A 17,652-nucleotide genomic window follows, 5' to 3' on the forward strand; every position below is an offset into this window, starting at 1 on the left:
AGCAGGAGCGCCCATGACACGCCGTCGCACGAGGGGACTCACGCTGGTCGAGGTGCTGATCACCGTCACGGTGATCGCGCTCATCAGCGGCTCGGTCATGCTCGGCATGGGCGCGGTCACGAGCGCGCGGCTGAAGCGCAGCGCGGCGCTGCTCGCGGGCGCCGTCCGGGTCGCCTACGCCCACGCGAACGCGAAGTCGAAGCCGGTGCGGCTGGTCTTCGATTTCGAGGAGCGGATGATCGTGCTCGAGGAGTCCGCGGGTGAGCTGCTCGTCGAGCGGAACGATCGGGCCGGCGGCGCCGCCGCGGCGACGGAGGCCGAGAAGGCGGCCACGGCGGAGGCCGAGGCGATCCTGAAGGGGCCGCGCGCGCCGCGGCCCTCGTTCGAGCCGGCGAAGGCGTACGGCTTCAACCCCGAGAAGGACAGGCCCGGCAAGGAGCTGTCGAGCGGCGTGCGCTTCCTCCAGGTGGAGACCGGACACCAGGACGAGCCCGTGACGGAGGGGCGGGCCTATCTCTACTTCTGGCCCGGAGGCCAGACCGAGCACGCCGCGATCCAGCTCAGCCTGGGCAGCGGGGAGACCGCGGACGCGGTGATGACGGTGCTCGTCTCGCCGCTGACCGGCAAGACGGACATCAGGAAGGGCAAGGCGAGCATGCCCAGGCCGCGCGACGACGCCGAGGCGTCGGAGCGCGAGGACACGGGGCCCTGATGCGCGCCCGCGGCTTCACCCTGCTCGAGGTGATGGTGGCGGTCGCCATCCTCGGCCTCGGGCTGACGGCGATCCTCTCCGCGCAGGCGGGCGCCTTCTCGGCCGCGGCGCACGCGCGGAACCTCAGCCTCGCGAACGGGCTCGCGCGCTGCAAGATGACCGAGCTCGAGGAGCGGCTCGCCAAGGACGGCCTGCCGGCGCTCGACGAGGCCGACAGCGGGCCGTGCTGCGAGGGCGACGAGTCGCCGAACATCAAGTGCAGCTGGCGCATCGAGAAGCCCGAGATGCCCGAGCCCAAGTACGGCGATCTGGACCTCGACACCAACCTCGAGGGGCTCGGGGCGCTCGGCAGGCCGGGCGAGTCGAGCGGCACCGCGGCCCCGAGCGGCGACATCAACGATCTCGCGCAGTCGCTGGTCGGCGGCGGCGCGGGGGGCGGCGAGTCGGGCGGCGGGATCTCGGGGATCCTGCAGCCGTTCGTCGACATGCTCGCGCCGACGCTCCAGCCCATCTTCGAGGCGAGCGCGCGGCGGGTGACGGTCAAGCTGACCTGGAAGCAAGGGTCCCGGGAGCACGCGTTCGAGCTCGTGCAGTGGGTGACGATCCCCCAGATGGGCCAGCCCGACGAGGGCGCGGGCGGTCAGGGAGGAGGGAGTTGACCGTGGCGACGCGAAGTCCAAGCTCTCCCTGCAGGCGCCGCGGCCGCTCGCGCGCGGTGACCCTCCTCGAGGTCCTCGTCTCGGTCGGCATCCTGGCGCTCATCGGGACGCTCATCTACGGCGCGTTCGACGGCATGAGCCGCGCGCGCTCGGGCATCGCGCGGATGGGCGACCGCTACCACCAGGGCCGCGCGGCGATCGCCCGCATCTCGCGCGAGCTCCAGACGGCCTTCCTGTCCAGGCACCAGCCGGCCGACAAGAACATCGTCGTGCGGCTCACCGCCTTCGCGGGGGACGACTCGTCCCCCGCCGACCGCGTCGATTTCACCGCGTTCGCGCACCGGAGGCTCCTCCGGAACGCGCACGAGTCCGATCAGTGCGAGATCGGCTATTTCGGCGCGCGCGACCCGGAGCGCGACAGGCTCGATCTCGTGCGGCGAGAAGCGAGGACCATCGACACCGAGCCGACGAGGGGCGGAGTCGTCAACGTGCTCGCCGAGGACATCGAGAGCTTCAATCTGCAGTACCTCGACCCGATCACCGGGGAGTGGGTCGACTCGTGGGACTCGACGCAGCCGGCGGCGCAGCTCGACCGGCTCCCCTCGCAGGTGTGGGTGACGCTGGTCCTGAAGGGCGGGCCGGGCGGGGAGCCGATCAAGTTCGAGTCGAAGGTGCCACTCCCGATGCAGGTCCCCATCGCCTTCGGGAACTCGACGCCATGAGCCGGCCGAGGCGCCGCAGCGAGAGGGAGCGCGCGTCCCCCGCCATGCAGGGCGGGCGCGGCCTCCGCCGCCTCCGGAGGCGGCGCGAGCGGCGCGGCGTGGCGCTGGTCATGGTGCTCGGCGCGATCACGGTGCTCACCGTGTTCCTGACCGAGCTCCAGGAGGAGACCTCGACCGAGCTCTCCGCGGCGCTCGCCGATCGCGACGCGCTGCGGGCCGAGTACTACGCGAAGAGCGCCGTGAACCTGTCGCGGATGCTCATCGCCTCCGAGCGGAGCGTCAGCACGGCGATCGGGCCGATGCTCGCGATCGTCGGGATCAGGGGGAATTTCCAGGTGCCGGTCTGGAAATTCACCGACATGTTCCTCGGCCCCTTCAACGCGCAGCTCGCCGGGGCCGCGGGCGAGGGCAGCGCGGCGCCGCCCCCCGAGGCCGCGGGCGAGGGCAGCGCGACGGGCAAGAACCTGGGGCTCACCGGCGGCGGCCGCTTCGAGCTCAAGATCGTCGACGAGGACTCGAAGATCAACGTCAACCGCGCCGCCGACGACGTGGGCGGCATCTCCGATCAGATCGCCATAGGGAACCAGCTGCTCAGCCTGATGAGCGACGCGCAGTACAACGCGCTCTTCGAGGAGCGCGACGGCGACGGCCAGTTCTCCGACCGCGCGACCATCTGCAGCGCGCTCATCGACTGGGCCGACCCCGGCGACCAGACGTTCGCCTGCGACGCGACGCCGAACGCCCCGAGCTCCACCGGCGCCGAGGACAGCTTCTACCAGACGGTCGGCCTCCCGTATCAGCGCAAGAACGCCCCGTACGACTCGCTCGACGAGCTGCGGCTGATCCGGGGCATGAACGACGACTTCTGGGCGACGTTCGTCGACCCGGATCCGAGCAACCCGGACAAGCGGGTCCTGACCGTCTGGGGCAACCGGAGGCAGAGGGTGAACGTCTCGTCGGCGAACGCGCTGACGCTGCTCAGGCTGACGTGCACCGCCGATTTCGTGGATATCGCGACGACGACGCTCTGCACCGACGTGAACCAGCAGACGGCGTTCCTCACCGTGGCGTCGCTCGTGCAGAGCATGACCGGGGGGCTGCTCTTCCCCACCCCGAGAGATTATGTCGATGCGATGACCCAGAGGGCGGGCAGCTCGCTCGGGGGGATGCTCGGGCAGCAGTTCAGGGCGATGGGGGTCGAACCGGTGCGGTTCAGGCCGAACGTCACGAGGTCCCTCGGCAACAGGACCAACTTCCTGAGCATCTACGCCGATGGCGTCGTCCCGGGGAACAAGCGTGAGACGCGCGTGCGCGTCCATGCCGTGGTCGATCTCACGGGGGCGACGCCGCTCGGCCAGGGCGGCAGCGGCGGAAGTGGCGGCAGCGGCGGAAGTGGCGGCAGCGGTGGCCAGGGCGGCAATGGCGGCGGCAGCGGTGGCGTCCCTCCGACGCCGGAAACGTACGAAACACAGGTACGATCGAACCCTGCCGGGACGATCATCTACTATCGCATCGAATAGAACACCCCTCCGGGAAGAAGCGCGCAAATGCACAGGCTGCTCGGGATAGATGCTGGAAAATCCGTGGTGCGGGCGGCGCTCATCCGCACCACGTACAGGAGGGTCTTCGTCGAGGCCCTCGGCGAGGCGGCCGTCACGGACGCCGTCTCCGAGGCCGAGGCCATCCGCGCCGCCGTGGGGCTCCACCGCCCCGACGCCGCGGCGATCGCGCTCTCCGGGGAGAAATCGTTCTACCGCCGCCTCGACCTGCCGGCGGCCGCGCAGAAGGAGGTCGAGAACATCCTCGGCTTCGAGCTCGAGGCCACGGTGCCGTTCGAGATGGAAGACGCGGTCTTCGACCACCGCCTGCTGAAGCGGCCGCCCGGCGTGGAGACGCTGCCGGTCTTCGCCGCCGTCGCGCGCGCGGACGACGTGCGCGAGCGCATCGCCGTCGTGAAGGAGGCGCTCGGCTTCGAGCCGGAGCGGGTCGCGCTGGGCGCGGTGGCGCTCGCCAACCTCGAGGCGGTGATGCCGGAGCTCGCCGCGCCGTCGCCCGCCAGCGCGCCGATCGCCCTGCTCGACCTCGACTATCTCACGTCCGAGATCGTGATCGTCTCCGGCGGCGAGCCGGTCTTCGCCCGGACGCTGTCGCGCGGGACGGCCGGCCTCCCCGGCACCGCGCCGGCGCTCGCGCGCGAGCTCCGCCAGACGCTCGCGGCGTGGCGCAACCTCGGCGGCGAGCCGCTCGCGGGGCTCTACCTGGTCGGCGGCGGCGCCGCCGCGCAGGGCGCGGAGATGTTCCTGTCGACGCAGCTCGGCCTCACGATCCTGCCGCTGCCGCCCCCTCGCATCGAGGGGCTCACGCCCGAGCAGGCCGCGGCGCTGCCCCGCTTCGCCAAGGCGCTCGGGCTCGCGCTCGGGCTGACGCCGAAGACCAAGGGGTTCAACCTCCGGAAGGGCGCGCTCGAGGCCGAGCGCAGCTACCCGTTCCTGCGCGAGAAGATCCCGATCCTCGCCGGACTCGGCACCGTCATCGCGCTGAGCTTCGGGTTCTCCATCGTCGCGGAGCTGCGCACCCTCGACGCGGAGCGGGAGCTGCTCGCCGCCTCGCTCGCGACCGCCTCCCACGACGTGCTCGGCGAGGAGACGAGCGACCCGCAGAAGGCCCGGGAGCTGCTCGAGCAGGGCCCCGGTGCGGCCGACGAGGACCCGATGCCCCGCGTCGACGCCTTCGACGTCATGGTGCAGCTCTCGAAGGCCGTGCCGAAGGAGATCACGCACGACGTGCTCGAGCTCGACGTGAACCGCGGCCACGTGACCCTCCAGGGCGTCGTCCCGTCGGTGTCGGACGCGCAGATCATCGCCGATCACATGAAGGAGCACCGCTGCTTCCGCGACGTGAAGGTCGGCCGGACGAGCCAGTTCACGGAGGGCAGGCACAAGTACGTCCTCGAGCTGGATCTCAAGTGCGAGGACAAGACGAAGAAGAAGAAGACCGGCGCCGCCGACGCGGCGGAGAGCGCCTCGGCCGGCGCGCCGGAGAAGCCGGAGGGATCGCGATGACGCTCCGCGAGCGACTCGACAAGCTGGAGCCGCGCGAGCGCCGGCTCCTCACCATCCTCCTCGGCTTCCTCGCGGCGATCGTCCTCTTGCTCGTGCCGATCGGGCTCGCGAGCGTCGCGTCCAGCAAGCGCGCCGAGAACCAGGAGATCCGCGACCTGCTCCAGTCGATCTACGAGGCCTCGGGGAAGGTCAGCGAGCGCAAGGCGCTGAAGGACGCGCTGCTCGCGCGCTACGCGCGGCCGGCGCCCGCGCTCGCCGGCTTCATCGAGGACGCGGCGAAGCAGCAGCAGCTCACCGCCGCCGAGTCGCAGGATCGCCCCGACGTCCCGCACGGCAAGAAGTACACCGAGCGGATCACGGTGGTGAAGATGCACAGGATCGGGATGCTCGGGCTCGCCAAGATGCTCGAGCACATCGAGAGCTCGGGCCACCCGGTCGCGGTGACGAAGCTGAACCTCAAGCCGCGCGCCGGGGAGCCGGACTCCTACGAGGTCGAGCTCGGCGTCTCCGCGTTCGACCGGAAGGGCGAGCCCCAGCCGGCGACCCCCGCGCCGTCCGCGCCCGCCGCCGACGACGAGGAGCAGGAGCCATGAAGGCGCGGCTCATCAAGATCGCGAGATGGGCGGTATACCCGCTCTTTTACCTCTTCTGCCTGGGGCTCTTCGGCTACCTCACGTTCCCCTACGACCGGCTCAAGGACCGGCTGATCGCCGAGTTCGACCGCACGCAGCAGAAGCGGGGCCCGAGCCAGGCGCAGCGCCTCGAGATCGACGAGCTCGACTCGTACTGGTTCACGGGGGTCGAGATGAAGGGCGTGCGGCTCATCCTGCCGCCGGGCGAGCTCGGTACGAGCAGCAGGCCGAGCAGCGCCGCGGCCTTCGCGTCGGGCGACGCCGCCAAGGACAGCGCGCCGAAGCCGAGCGTCATCGAGATCGACGAGGCGCACGCGCGGATGAAGATCCTGCCCCTCCTGGTCGGGCGGATGCGGATCTCGTTCTGGGCCAGCGTGTTCGGCGGCGAGATCGAGGGCGTGGTCCCGTGGGGCCGATCGAGCGGCGACGTCCACGTCGAGGTCTCGGACGTGGAGCTCGCCAAGGTGGGTCCGCTCGGGGACATCCTTGGCCTGCCGATCGCCGGCACGCTGAGCGCGAACCTCGATCTCAGCGCGCCCGAGGGCAAGTTCAACAAGGCGAACGGCGCGCTCGAGGTCTCGGCCAAGGAGGTCTCGGTCGGCGACGGCAAGACGAAGATCCAGGGGCTCATCGCGCTCCCGGAGGCCAAGCTGGGGGAGCTGCTCCTGTCGGCGGAGGCGAAGGACGGCGTCCTCAAGGTCACGAAGATGAGCGCGAACGGCCAGGATCTCGAGCTCGACGGCGACGGCAAGGTCACCATGCGCGAGCCGTGGAACAACTCGACGGCGGATCTCTACGTGCGCTTCAAGTTCACCGACGCGTACCGATCGAAGAGCGATCTCACGAAATCGCTGCTCGGCGCGCCGGGGTCGAGCGTGCCCGGGCTGATCGAGATGCAGCAGCCCAAGATGAAGCGGTCGAAGCGAGCGGACGGCTTCTACGGCTGGCACGTCCACGGCCCGCTGAAGAGGCCCCGGTTCGACCCGCACGCGGCCGAGTCGCCCGCCGCGCGGGGCCGCGGCACGCCGGGCGCGAGCCCGGCCACGACCACGAGGAAGCCCGGCGGCGTGAACATGCCCCTCGGCGCCTCCGAGGCCGGCGAGGAGCACGAGCCCCCCGGGATGCCCCCGCCTCCGCCCCCGCCCTCCACCGAGGACGAGTCCCCCACACGGCCCCCGACGCCTCCGCCCGTAGACGGCGAGGGCACGCCTCCCGTTGAATAGAGCGGGGCGCGGCTTCGTGTGACGAAGACGCGCCACGATCCAGGCCCCGGACTCACGCTCCAAGGACTCGGTGATGGGGGATCCCAGCTGGCAGCAGAACCGGCGCATTTTACTGATCGACGACGACGAGGCCATCCACGAGGATTTCCGCAGGATCCTCCGATCCGAGGCGGGGGGCTCGACCTTCGCGGGCCCCCAGCCGACGCTGTTCCGCGAGCCGTCCGCCCGGCGGCCGGTGAGGTTCGAGCTCACGTCGGCGACCCGCGGGGAGGAGGGGCTGGCGAAGGTCCGCGAGGCGCTGCAGAGCGGCGCGCCGTACGCGCTCGTGTTCGTGGACGCGCGCATGCCGGGGTGGGACGGCGTCGAGACGCTCTCGCGCGTCTGGAAGGAGGACGGCGCCATCCAGGCGGTCCTCTGCGCGGCGGACTCGGAGGACTCGTGGGAGGAGATCGCCGCCCGGTTCGGGCAGACCGACAACCTCCTCATCCTCGCCAAGCCGTTCGACCCGAGCGAGGTTCGCCAGATGGCCTTCGCGCTCACCGAGAAGTGGAACCAGCGCCGCGCCCTCGCCGAGGCCAATTACAAGGTGTCGGCGCAGTACACCGTGACCAGGATCATGGTCGAGTCGACGACGCTCTCCGAGGGCGTCCCGGCGCTGCTCGGCGCGCTCGGGGAGATGCTCGGCTTCCGGTTCGCCGCCCTGTGGCTCGGCGACGACGAGAGCGACGGGCTGCGCTGCGAGCACACCTGGAGCGCCGCGCCCGACGACTCGAAGGCGCTCGAGGCGGCGACCCGGGGCGCGCGGTTCGCCCGCGACGCCGGGCTGCCCGGCCGCGCGCTCGCCCAGGGGGAGCCGACCTGGTTCAGCGACCTCGACGCCGAGGCGGACGACCCGCGCGCGCAGGCGGCGCGCGGCGCCGGCCTCCGCTTCGCGGTCGAGCTCCCCATCGCGGTCCGCGCCGACGCGCAGGTCGCGGCCGTGCTCGAGCTCATGGACGCCGAGCCGCGCGCGCCCGATCCGGGGCTGCTCGACGTCCTGCTCGCCGTCGCCGCCAAGGCCGGCCACTTCATCGGCAGCAAGCGCGTGGAGGCGGCCCTGCGCCGGAGCGAGGCGAACAACCGCGCGCTGCTCTACGCCATCCCCGACACGATCCTCCGGCTCAGCAGCGACGGCATCTGCCTGGACGTCAAGGCCTCCCGGGATCCGAGGCCGCCGCTCCGCGCCGAGGATCTCCTGCACAGGCACGTCACCAGCGTGTTCCCCGCCCACGTGGCCGAGCAGATCACCGGCCTCGTGGCGCGAGCGCTCGCCGACGAGGCGACGCACGTCTTCGAGTACCAGGAGCCGCTGGCGGGCGGCGCGCGCGACTACGAGGTCCGGATCGCCGGCAGCGATCGGGCCGAGGCGGTGGTCATCGTGCGGGACATCACGGAGCGAAAGCGCGCCGACGCGGAGACCGAGGCGCGGCGCGCCCGGGAAGAGGCCCTCCGAGCGCAGAACGAGATCCTCGCGGCGCTGTCGACCCCGCTCATCCCGATCAGCGACGACATCGTCGTGATGCCGCTCGTCGGCGCCCTCGACAGCCAGCGGACGCGCCGCGTGCAGGAGACGCTGGTCCGCGGCGTCGCCTCCCGCCGCGCGCGCGTCGCGATCCTCGACATCACCGGCGTGCCGCGGATCGACGGCCCATGCGCCGACGCGCTCCTTGGCGCCGCGACGGCGGTGCGCCTGCTCGGCTCGGAGGTGATCATCACCGGCCTGCGCCCCGACGTGGCCAGGACGCTCGTCGAGATCGGCGTCGACATGAGCGGCATCGTCACGCACAACACCCTGCAGAACGGCATCGCCTCCGCGATGACCTCCGCGAATGCGCGCGGACGTCGCCGGCGGCGCCGCGCGAGAGCGCGCGGGTAGCGGCCGGCGACGCGATCTCGTCGGCGTGTCAGCGCTTGCCGGTCTGCGCGGCGTGCCTGTCGAGGGCGGCGAGGACGCGGTCGTAGTCGGGCGGCAGCTCGACCGGCGGGTTGGCGAGCCGGCTCGTCACGTCCGCGAGCGCGCGCTCGTGGTATTTCACCTTGAACTCCGTGAACTTGAGGCCGTTCGCGGTCGAGACCACGACGACCCGCTGGCGCTTGCCCACGTGGCCCTTCTTCACGAGCTTCTCCAGCGCGGCGAGGGCGACCGCCGTGTGCGGGCAGGTGTACATCCCGGTGCGATCGGCGCGGGCCGCCGCGTCGCAGAGCTCGTCCTCGGTCACCTCCTCCGCGACGCCGTCCATCGCCTTGAGGGCCAGCATCGCCCTCGGCGCGCTCACCGGGTTGCCGATCTGGATCGCGCTCGCCAGGGTCTCCCCCGCCTTCATCGGCACGACCTCGCTCTTCCCTTCGGACCACGCCTTGAAGAGCGGGTTGGCCCGCGCCGCCTGCGCCACGCAGAGGCGCGGGAACCGCGTCGTCAGGCCGAGGTCCTTCAGCATCTTGAAGCCCGCGTAGAGGGCGTAGGCGTTGCCGAGGTTGCCGCTCGGGAGGATGACCCAGTCGGGCAGCGTCCAGTCGAACTGCTGCACGATCTCGATGGCCACGGTCTTCTGGCCCTCGAGCCGCAGGGCGTTCATCGAGTTCGCCAGGTAGACGATGCCGTCGGCCGAGAGGCGCTGCACGATGGCCATGCAGCCGTCGAAGTCGGTGTCCAGCGAGAGGACCAGCGCCCCCGACGCGATCGGCTGGACGAGCTGCGCCGTCGACACCTTGCCCCGCGGCAGCAGCACGACCACGGGCAAACCGGCCGCCGCCCCGTACGCCGCGAGCGACGCCGAGGTGTCCCCCGTCGACGCGCACGCGATCGCGCGCACCTCGAGGCCCTCGCGGATCGCCTTGTTCACCACCGAGACGAGCACCGTCATGCCGAGGTCCTTGAACGACCCCGTGTGGCTGTTGCCGCAGAGCTTCACCCAGACGTCATCGAGCCCGAGCGTGCGGCCGTAGCGGTCTGCCCAGAACAGGTTCGAGCCCCCCTCGTCCATCGACACGATGGCCTCGTCCGGGACCTCGGGCGCGACCCACTCCCGCTTGCCCCAGACCCCGGAGCCGTAGGGCCACACCGTGCGCTTGTAGCGCTCGTCGAAGAGCTTCATCCACGTCGCGGGGCTCCGATCGCGGAGCGCGTCGATGTTGTGGGCGACGTCGAGCAGGCCGCCGCAGGTGGGGCAGCGGTAGAGGGGCTGCGTCAGCGGGTAGCTGCCGGGGCAACCGGTCAGGCATCGGAATGCAGCAGAGTAGGCCATGGCAATCGGATCTCCTGGGTGGCGGGAAGCGCCCGCGGGAGGTGGTGTCGGTTCAGTCGAAGCGTGGGGCTTCCATGCCGAGCCGCCTATAGAAGTAGATCGCCGCGTTCCTGGCAAACGATCCCTGCGGGAGATAGACGTCGCCGGGCTCCCGCAGCGGCTCGTCGGCCGAGAGCGGCCCGTCCCGGTCGCCGGCCAGCCGCTCGAGATCCTCGAGGAACGCTTCCATCGAGGGATAGCGGTTGTTCGGGCTCTTCCGGATCGCCTTCAGGATCACGGACTCGAGCAGCGGATCGAGGCTCCGTCGCTTCTCCGAGGGGCGGGGCGGCGGGGTCACGAGCTGCCGGGCGAGGAGCTCCGACTGCTCCGAGCGCGGGAACGGGAGCTCCCCGGTGAAGGCCCGGAACATGACGACGCCGAGCCCGTAGACGTCGGTGCGGGCGTCGGGCAGGTCGCTCACGACCTGCTCGGGCGCCATGTACTCGAGGGTGCCCACGGCGGTGCCGGTCGCCGTGATGAGGTCGGCCGCCTGGATCTTCGCCAGGCCGAAATCGAGCACCTTGACCGCGTACGGATCGCCCTGCGGGCCCACGAGGTAGATGTTGTCCGGCTTCACGTCGCGGTGGATGATCCCGGCCCGGTGCGCGGCGGCGAGCCCGGACGCGGCCTGGGAGAGCACCGGGATGGCGAGGTCCGCGTCCATGCGGCGCTCGCGCCGGAGCCAGTCGCCGAGCGACTCGCCGAAGAGGTACTCCATCACGAGGTAGGGCGCGCCGTCTTCCGAGCGCGTGCCGGCGTCGAGCACCCGGACGATGTTCGGGTGCCCGATCGTCGCGGCGCTCTGCGCCTCGCGCACGAACCGCTCGCGCGTCCGCTCCGCCCGCGCGGCGAACTCCTCGAGGACCTTGATCGCGACCGGCTGGCCCGTCTCGATCTCGACCGCGAGGTAGACGCGCGCCATCGCCCCTTTGCCGAGGTAGCCGCGCACCTCGTAGCGCTCGCCGAGCAGGGTCCCGCGCAGCCGGGTCGGCTTGTACCGGAACAGGTCGACGCGCCGGCCCTCGGTGAGCTCCGCGCCGTCGTAGGGGCAGAACCGATGGCCCGCGTCGTACTCCCGGTGGCAGCGCGCGCAGAACATGGCCCCGCATCGAATAGCGCCCCGCGCTCCGGCCACGCAAGCCCGCTCGGCTGGCCCCCCTGCGCTACACCGCCTGGCGCGGCGAGCGCCCCGTCAGCTTGGTGTACGCGTGATAGCCGAGCCAGCGGAGCGGCTCGGGCGGGACGCCCCGGAGGGGGGCCATGTAGAACGGCAAATCCCGCCACCGCGCGTCGTCGCCCGCGTAGATGTCGCAGAGCACGCGGCCCGCGAGGTTGGCGAGCGTCACGCCGTGGCCGCTGTAACCGAGGGCGTAATACACGTTCCGGTGCTCGCCGCGCACCCCCATGCTGCAGAGCCGGCTCATCGTGATGCCGAGGGTGCCCGTCCAGCGGTGCGCGATCCGCAGCCGCTCGGCCGCAGGGAAGTAGCCGGTGAGCCGGCGCCGGATGGCCTCGAACGACGGCCCGGCCGACCCGGGTGTGCCCGGGTAGGAGGTCTTGTTCCCATAGAGGTAGGCATACGCCGCGTTGCTGCCCCCGCCGAACACGAGCTCACCGGCCGGCGTCATGCTGGCGTACGCGATCCGGTCGCGGTCGTCGCTGAAGCCGGCGACCTGCCCCCAGCCGAGCGCGGCGCGCGCCGCGGCGTCGAGCGGCTCGGTCGCGATCACGTGCGAGTGCAGCGGGAAGATGCCGGTCTTGAAGTAGCCGAGGCGCGGCGTGTAGCCGTTGGTGGCGAGCACGATGGCCGCGGCCCGGACGACGCCGCCCGGCGTGGTCAGCTCGATCGTGCGCCCCTCCCGGATCCCGAGCACCGGCGTGTCCTCGTGGAGGGCGACCCCCCACGCGAGCAGCAGCGGGCGCAGGCCGCGCAGCAGGTCGATCCCGTTGAGCTGCCCCTCGGTCGCGTCCAGCACGGCCCCGGCCGCGCCCTGGACCGCGAGCCGCTTCGAGAGCGCCGCGCTGTCCAGGTACTGTAGCGAAATGCCCCAGCTGGCCAGCTGCTCCACCCGCGCGTGCGCCGCCTCGGCCCGGCGCGCGTCGGTGAGCACTTCCATGCATCCGTCGCGGCGGTGGCGCACGGGGAGGTCGTGCTCCCGGATCATCCCGACGATGCCGTCGATCCCCGCGCGCGTCGTCTCGTACACGCGGCGCGTGAGCTCCGGATCACGAGAGCCAACCCCGTTGATCCAGTTCAGCATCATCCCCCCGTTGCGCCCGCTCGCCCCGTTCGCGAGGTGGCGCGCCTCGAGGATCATGACGCGGAGGCTCGGAAATCGGCGGATTAGATGGTATGCGGTGGAGATCCCGGTGAAACCTCCTCCGATGATGGCCACGTCGGCCGTCGCGTCCGCGCGCAGCGGAGGGACGGGCTCATAGACCGGGCCCGCCTCGCTCCACACGGAGCGCGCGGAATCGATGTATGCGTGCGTGTGCGTGTGCGTGTACGTGTCAACGAGCGCCGCGCGAGCCACGATGATCACCTATCAGAGGGATGCGCCTCTGGCACCATGAACCCCGGGAGCCCTGCTTGAAGCGACGTGTCCGGCTCTGCATGAAGGATCTCTTCCACCAGGACGTGGTGGAGATGATCGAGCGCGAAACCCGCAAATACCAGATCTGGTCCGTCGAGGATCCTTCCGACCCGGACTTCGACGCGGGGTATCAGATCCTCTGGGACTGCTTCGGTCCTCATGGAGAGATGGAGCGCAGGGAGGCGATCGAGGCGTTCCTCCGCGACGACCCGTACACGCCCGAGCCGTCGGGCACGTACATGCGCTACTTCCTGCTCGTGGCGCGAGACGCGGACGGAAAGGTGCGCGGCGTCCGCGACGGCACCGTGCTCATCAATCCGGCGTACGCTCCGGACCTCTGCGTCATCTACCTCGCTCATATCTTCATGATCCCCGAGGCGCGCGGGACGGTGCTGTCGTACTGGCTGCGCATCTCGCCGGTCGAGCTCGCCATGCAGTACCTCACCGACCTCCACGCGATGGGGAAGATCACGCTCCCCGCGCCGTCGGCCCCGGGCAAGTACTTCGGGATGAACGTCGATCTCGCGGCCGAGGTCGAGTACTTCACGCCGGAAGAGCGCCTGTCGTGGCAGCGCATCCTGTTCTACGGCCGAGGCGGGTTCGACGCGATCAACCCGCGCCACTTCCCCTACCGCCAGCCCGACTTCCGCGATCCCGAGGTGATCCGCGCGACCGGCAACCAGCCGTCTCCCTTCATGGTCCTCGTGCGGCGCATGGGCCGCGAGCGGCAGGCGCAGCTGCCGATCGACGAGGCGAGGGCGCTCATGCGGCTCCTGTACGACGACTTCGCGGATCACTGCGCGCCGCACCTGCTCGAGAACAGCCTCCAGCTCGTCCTCGACCGGCTGGAGGAGCGGGCGAAGCGGAAGAGCTTCGTCGAGCTCCTGCCGCTCCCGACCGGGCCCAGGGATCTGCACCGGCTGAAGCCGCTCTTCCGGTACAACGTGTTCACGAAGTACTATCCGGACAGCCCTGACATCCGCGGTTACCTGAAGAACAGCGGCATCCGCGAGAAGCTGCTCGCGAACCCGCGCCACCTCGACGAGGAGCTCGCCCGCATCGCCCGGGAGCTGGAGACCCGTCCGCCGTTCGTCTACGGGAGCCGGGACAAGGCCGCGACCTGGGAGGGCACGCCGCTCGCTCCGGGCTCGGAGCCGCTCGCTGACGGGCCCGACGCGGGCGAGATCACCCGCGAGGTGCCGGCGCCGCCGTCGACCCTGCCGCCGCGGTGATCCCCCGCGGCGCCGCGCCGATCACGCCGCCCCGGGCGGAGCGGCGCCGTCGCGCCCGGGGCCGGCCGTCGCGGCCCGCGCGCGCAGGGCGCCCGCGCGGAGCTTTTGCACCGCGGCGGAGGCGGCCTCGTGGGCGTCGAGCGCGCCGCGCAGCACGAGCGCCCGCCCCCTGGCCGCGGCGGCCTCTCCCAGCGTCCCGTCGAGCACGCCCTCGGCGAGCCGGACGAGCGGGCCGATCTCGGCGAGGTTCCGCGCGAGCGCCCGGGCCTCCGTGGCCAGCCCGGACGCCGCCTCGCAGGGCGAGGCGCTCGCGATGGCCGCGGCCTCCTCGCAGAGCTCGTCCGCGACGGGGCCCATGTCGCGCCAGCACGACACGGCCGCGCGCAGGCTGGCCGGCGTGACGTGTGTCGCGCGCGACGCGTGCGGTGCGTCGACCGCGCGCGACGCGTCGACCCGCGGCCCCGCCGTCGCCGCCTGCGCCGCAGCGATGACGGGCGAGAGGGCGAGGAGCGCGCGCTCCAGCGCCCGCGTGGCCTGCTCGACGCGGACGAGGCGCTCCTGCACGTCGGCGCTGGCCAGCGGGGCGTCGCCCAGCGCGAGCGCCGAGAGCCGGCCGGAGACGTCGATGGCGAGCTGCTCGAGGGCGCCGACGATGCGCTGGTCGAAGCGGCGCGGGACGACGTCGAGCACGCAGAGCGCTCCGAGCACGTGCCCGTGCGCGCGCACCGGCACGCCCGCGTACGCGCGGATGCCGTAGCTCTCGACGAGCTCCTTCGGGACGCGCTCGTCGCGCAGCGCGTCGTCGACGATGAGCGGCACCTCGTCGAGCACGACGAGCTGGCAGAAGGAGTTGCTCCTCGACGTCGCGCAGCTCACGGCGAGCTCGAGGGGGAGCCCGTGCTGCGCGCGCAGGAGCTGGACATGGCGCACGAGCAGGCTGACCACGGCGATGGGCGACCGGGCCAGCTTGGCGGCCCGCGCCACGCAGGCGTCGAGGAGGGCGTCCGCGTCGGCGCGGAGCAGGGCGCCGCGCAGCTCGGCCAGGCGTGCGGCGTCGTTCAGGTCGGCCATCGCGCGATGCTACCTTGCCTGGCAGGGCGCGGGTCGGCCGAGGTCACCGGTCACCCCGCGCGCGCCGCCGCTTCCCTCGCCCGCACCGCCGCGATGAAGGTGCGGAGGTGCACCTCGACCACCCGGCTCACGTCGGGCGTGTACCCACCCGCGAGCACCCACGCGATCGGGACGCCCCGCTCGAGCGCGGCCCGGAACACGATCTCGTCGCGCGCGCAGAGATCGTCGTGCGTCAGGTCGAGCGGCGAGTACGGGTCCTCGCGGTACGGGTCCGCGCCGGCCTGGTACAGGATCAGGTCGGGCGCGGCGCGGTCGAGCGCCGGGCCGAGGTGCCGCTCCAGGATCTCGAGGTAGGCGGCGCCGCCGCTCCCGTTCGGGACCGGGACGGACCAGCAGTTCTCGGTGTCCGGGGCGCGCTCGCCCTCGACGTCCCGGTGCGCTCTGTTCTGCTTGTACCAGCTGCCGTAGATGGAGAGCTGGAACGCCCAGGGGCGCGACGCGAGCAGCGAGGCGGTGCCGTTGCCGTAGTGGAGGTCCATGTCGACCACCAGGCCGCGGCGGATGCGCCCCTCGGCGCGCGCGCGCTCCAGCGCGACGACGAGGCCGTTGAAGGTGCAGAAGCCCTCGCCGTGGCCCTCGTGCGCGTGGTGGAAGCCGCTCGCGAGGTTGCCCGCGACGCCGTCCTCGAGCGCCGCGAAGGCCGCGGCGACGCAGCCGCCGTTCGTGAAGCGCACCGCCCCGGCGAGCGCCGGCGACCACGGGAGCTTCTGCGACTCGGCCAGCGCCCGGGGCTCACCTGTCGCGATCGCCTGGACGTACCCGGGCGCGTGGACGCGCAGGAGGTCCTCGTCGCCGGCCGCCTCCGGCTCCTCGATGCGCGCGGGCAGGCCGCTCCGCTCGATCGCCTCGCGCACGAGGGCGAACTTGCGCATCGGCATCACGTGCTCGCCGATGTCCGCGAAGTAGCGCGGCGTGTGGAACACCCGGATCGGGGGCGAGGCGGCGGCGTCAGAGGTCACTTGCAGACCGACTCGAGGTGGTCGAGCGCCTCGCCGACGTGGCGCGGGGCGAAGATCAGCGCCGGCCGGAAGCGGAGCGTGCGGTCGCCCGAGCCGCCCACCTCGAGGCCGCGGTTGCGGAGCGCGGTGAGCGCCGCGTCGCGCCGGGCGGCGTGGGGGAAGTCGACCGCGGCGAAGGTGCCGCTGCCCCGGGCGCCCGAGAGCACCGCGGGGTAGCGCCGGCAGAGGTCCTCGAGGCCGGCGACCAGACGCTCGCCGGTCGCCCGCGTGTTCTCGAGGAGCCGGTCGCGCTCGATGACCTCGAGGATCACCTCGAGCTGCGCGCCGCGGAGCGGGTCGCCGAGCCAGGTGCTGAAGACGCGCAGCGGCTCGATCGGCGCGAGCTCCTCGCGGCAATAGAAGCCGCCGAGCTGCATCTTCTTGGAGAACGTGACCATGTCCGGCGGCTCGGGCAGGTCCCACGCCTCGTGCGCCCAGAGCGCGCCGGTCCCGCCGCCGCAGGTCTGCACCTCGTCGATGATGAGCGCGACGCCGCGCTCCGCGGTGAGGCGGCGGAGCGCCTGGAAGAAGGCCGGGCTCGCGTGCCGGTCGCCGCCCTCGCCCTGGATCGGCTCGATGATGACCGCGGCGACCTCGTCCGGGTGGGCGTCGAGCGCCGCCTCGACCGCCTCGAGCGAGCGCGCCTCGGCGGCGCGGTTCTGCTCGGCGTGCGCGGCGAGGGGGAAATGGCTCGCGGGGAACGGCGCGACGGGCCAGTCGAACGCGGGGATGTCGAGCTTGTGGATCGGCTTGCTCCGCGTCGCGGAGAGGGCGCCCATGCTGCGGCCGTGGAAGCCGCCATCGAAGGAGAGCACCTTGAAGGCGTTCACGCCGGGCTGCCGGTTGAGCATGACGGCGGCGAGGTCGCCGTCGCTCGGCTGCGCGCCGCCGCGCCGGCGCCGGGCGAGCCGGATGAACGCGGCCTTGAGCGCGTTCTCGACCGCCTCCGCGCCGGTCGTGAACGTGAAGACGCGCGTGTGCCCCTTCGGCGCGACGCGCATCAGCGTCTTCTCGACGAGGTCGACCCACTCCGGCGCGGGCGCGACGCCGAGCGCGGAGCGGTAGCCGGCGCACCAGTCGAAGCGGCCGCTGCGCCACGCGGCGAGCAGGTCCGGGTGGTTGTAGCCGATGGGCACGGCGGCGATGTGACCGTACACGTCGAGCAGCACGTTGCCGTCCACGTCGACCATGTAGTTGCCCAGGCTCTTGCGCGCGTCCTGGTAGAAGTGGATCGGCCGCGCGTCCTGGTAGCGATGGTGGCGGGCGCGGAGCGCCTCGGACGCAGGCCCCGGGATGGCGGTGCGCATCGAGGCGCGCTCGGGCTCGCCGGGGATGGGCGGGGGGATGTGGGTCGGGGCGTTCAT

Annotated in this window: 15 protein-coding genes; 9 read left to right on the forward strand and 6 right to left on the reverse strand. The window is 72.1% G+C overall.

What is annotated here, in order from left to right; translation table 11 throughout:
• Positions 1–13 precede the first annotated feature (13 nt).
• The 8 genes from ACSRUE_RS02405 (at position 14) to ACSRUE_RS02440 (ending at position 8,925) form a co-directional block, all read left to right on the forward strand.
• Positions 14–712, forward strand: coding sequence for a pilus assembly FimT family protein (locus ACSRUE_RS02405; protein ID WP_441289601.1), 699 nt, complete (start codon positions 14–16; stop codon positions 710–712).
• Positions 712–1,371, forward strand: coding sequence for a type IV pilus modification PilV family protein (locus ACSRUE_RS02410; protein ID WP_437762471.1), 660 nt, complete (start codon positions 712–714; stop codon positions 1,369–1,371). The genes ACSRUE_RS02405 and ACSRUE_RS02410 overlap by 1 nt, the downstream gene beginning before the upstream one ends.
• Positions 1,372–1,427: 56 nt before the next feature.
• On the forward strand, positions 1,428–2,093 hold the full coding sequence (locus ACSRUE_RS02415) for a type II secretion system protein GspJ (RefSeq protein ID WP_437762472.1): 666 nt from the start codon (positions 1,428–1,430) through the stop codon (positions 2,091–2,093).
• Positions 2,090–3,613 carry a general secretion pathway protein GspK gene (locus tag ACSRUE_RS02420; RefSeq protein WP_441289602.1) on the forward strand — a complete coding sequence of 508 codons (1,524 nt, stop codon included), beginning with the start codon at positions 2,090–2,092 and terminating at the stop codon, positions 3,611–3,613. Before ACSRUE_RS02415 ends, ACSRUE_RS02420 begins: the two co-directional genes overlap by 4 nt.
• Positions 3,614–3,640: 27 nt before the next feature.
• Entirely contained in the window at positions 3,641–5,155 is a 1,515-nt protein-coding gene (pilM, locus tag ACSRUE_RS02425) for a type IV pilus biogenesis protein PilM (RefSeq protein ID WP_437762474.1), read from the forward strand.
• Positions 5,152–5,748 (forward strand): hypothetical protein, encoded by a 597-nt coding sequence (locus ACSRUE_RS02430; RefSeq protein ID WP_441289603.1) that lies wholly within the window; start codon positions 5,152–5,154, stop codon positions 5,746–5,748. The genes pilM and ACSRUE_RS02430 overlap by 4 nt, the downstream gene beginning before the upstream one ends.
• Positions 5,745–7,010, forward strand: a complete 1,266-nt coding sequence (gene gspN / locus ACSRUE_RS02435) for a type II secretion system protein GspN (protein ID WP_441289604.1) — start codon at positions 5,745–5,747, stop codon at positions 7,008–7,010. Before ACSRUE_RS02430 ends, gspN begins: the two co-directional genes overlap by 4 nt.
• 73 nt (positions 7,011–7,083) lie before the next feature.
• Positions 7,084–8,925 carry an STAS domain-containing protein gene (locus ACSRUE_RS02440; RefSeq protein WP_441289605.1) on the forward strand — a complete coding sequence of 614 codons (1,842 nt, stop codon included), beginning with the start codon at positions 7,084–7,086 and terminating at the stop codon, positions 8,923–8,925.
• Positions 8,926–8,953: 28 nt separating this feature from the next.
• Here the strand turns inward: ACSRUE_RS02440 and thrC are convergent, their stop codons facing one another.
• The 3 genes from thrC to ACSRUE_RS02455 form a co-directional block, all read right to left on the reverse strand.
• On the reverse strand, positions 8,954–10,294 hold the full coding sequence (gene thrC, locus ACSRUE_RS02445) for a threonine synthase (RefSeq protein ID WP_437762478.1): 1,341 nt from the start codon (positions 10,292–10,294) through the stop codon (positions 8,954–8,956).
• Between the two features lie 52 nt (positions 10,295–10,346).
• Positions 10,347–11,432, reverse strand: coding sequence for a serine/threonine-protein kinase (locus tag ACSRUE_RS02450; protein WP_437975908.1), 1,086 nt, complete (start codon positions 11,430–11,432; stop codon positions 10,347–10,349).
• A gap of 64 nt (positions 11,433–11,496) precedes the next feature.
• Complete coding sequence (locus ACSRUE_RS02455; RefSeq protein ID WP_441289606.1) at positions 11,497–12,867, reverse strand: NAD(P)/FAD-dependent oxidoreductase; 1,371 nt, start codon at positions 12,865–12,867, stop codon at positions 11,497–11,499.
• A gap of 56 nt (positions 12,868–12,923) precedes the next feature.
• On the opposite strand from ACSRUE_RS02455, the gene ACSRUE_RS02460 reads away from it, so the two are divergent.
• Positions 12,924–14,159 carry a hypothetical protein gene (locus tag ACSRUE_RS02460; protein ID WP_441289607.1) on the forward strand — a complete coding sequence of 412 codons (1,236 nt, stop codon included), beginning with the start codon at positions 12,924–12,926 and terminating at the stop codon, positions 14,157–14,159.
• A 21-nt stretch (positions 14,160–14,180) separates the two neighbouring features.
• Here ACSRUE_RS02460 and ACSRUE_RS02465 read toward each other — a convergent pair whose 3' ends face one another.
• From ACSRUE_RS02465 to ACSRUE_RS02475, 3 genes are read right to left on the reverse strand one after another with little or no spacing between them, the layout of a single operon-like run.
• Positions 14,181–15,230, reverse strand: coding sequence for a GAF domain-containing protein (locus ACSRUE_RS02465; protein ID WP_441289608.1), 1,050 nt, complete (start codon positions 15,228–15,230; stop codon positions 14,181–14,183).
• Between the two features lie 50 nt (positions 15,231–15,280).
• Entirely contained in the window at positions 15,281–16,249 is a 969-nt protein-coding gene (locus tag ACSRUE_RS02470) for a histone deacetylase family protein (RefSeq protein ID WP_441289609.1), read from the reverse strand.
• Positions 16,246–17,652: an aminotransferase class III-fold pyridoxal phosphate-dependent enzyme gene (locus ACSRUE_RS02475; protein WP_441289610.1), complete on the reverse strand. Its 1,407-nt coding sequence runs from the start codon at positions 17,650–17,652 to the stop codon at positions 16,246–16,248. Before ACSRUE_RS02475 ends, ACSRUE_RS02470 begins: the two co-directional genes overlap by 4 nt.

It is taken from the genome of Sorangium sp. KYC3313, assembly GCF_052075895.1.
Taxonomy (GTDB): Bacteria; Myxococcota_A; Polyangia; order Polyangiales; family Polyangiaceae; genus Sorangium; species Sorangium cellulosum_B.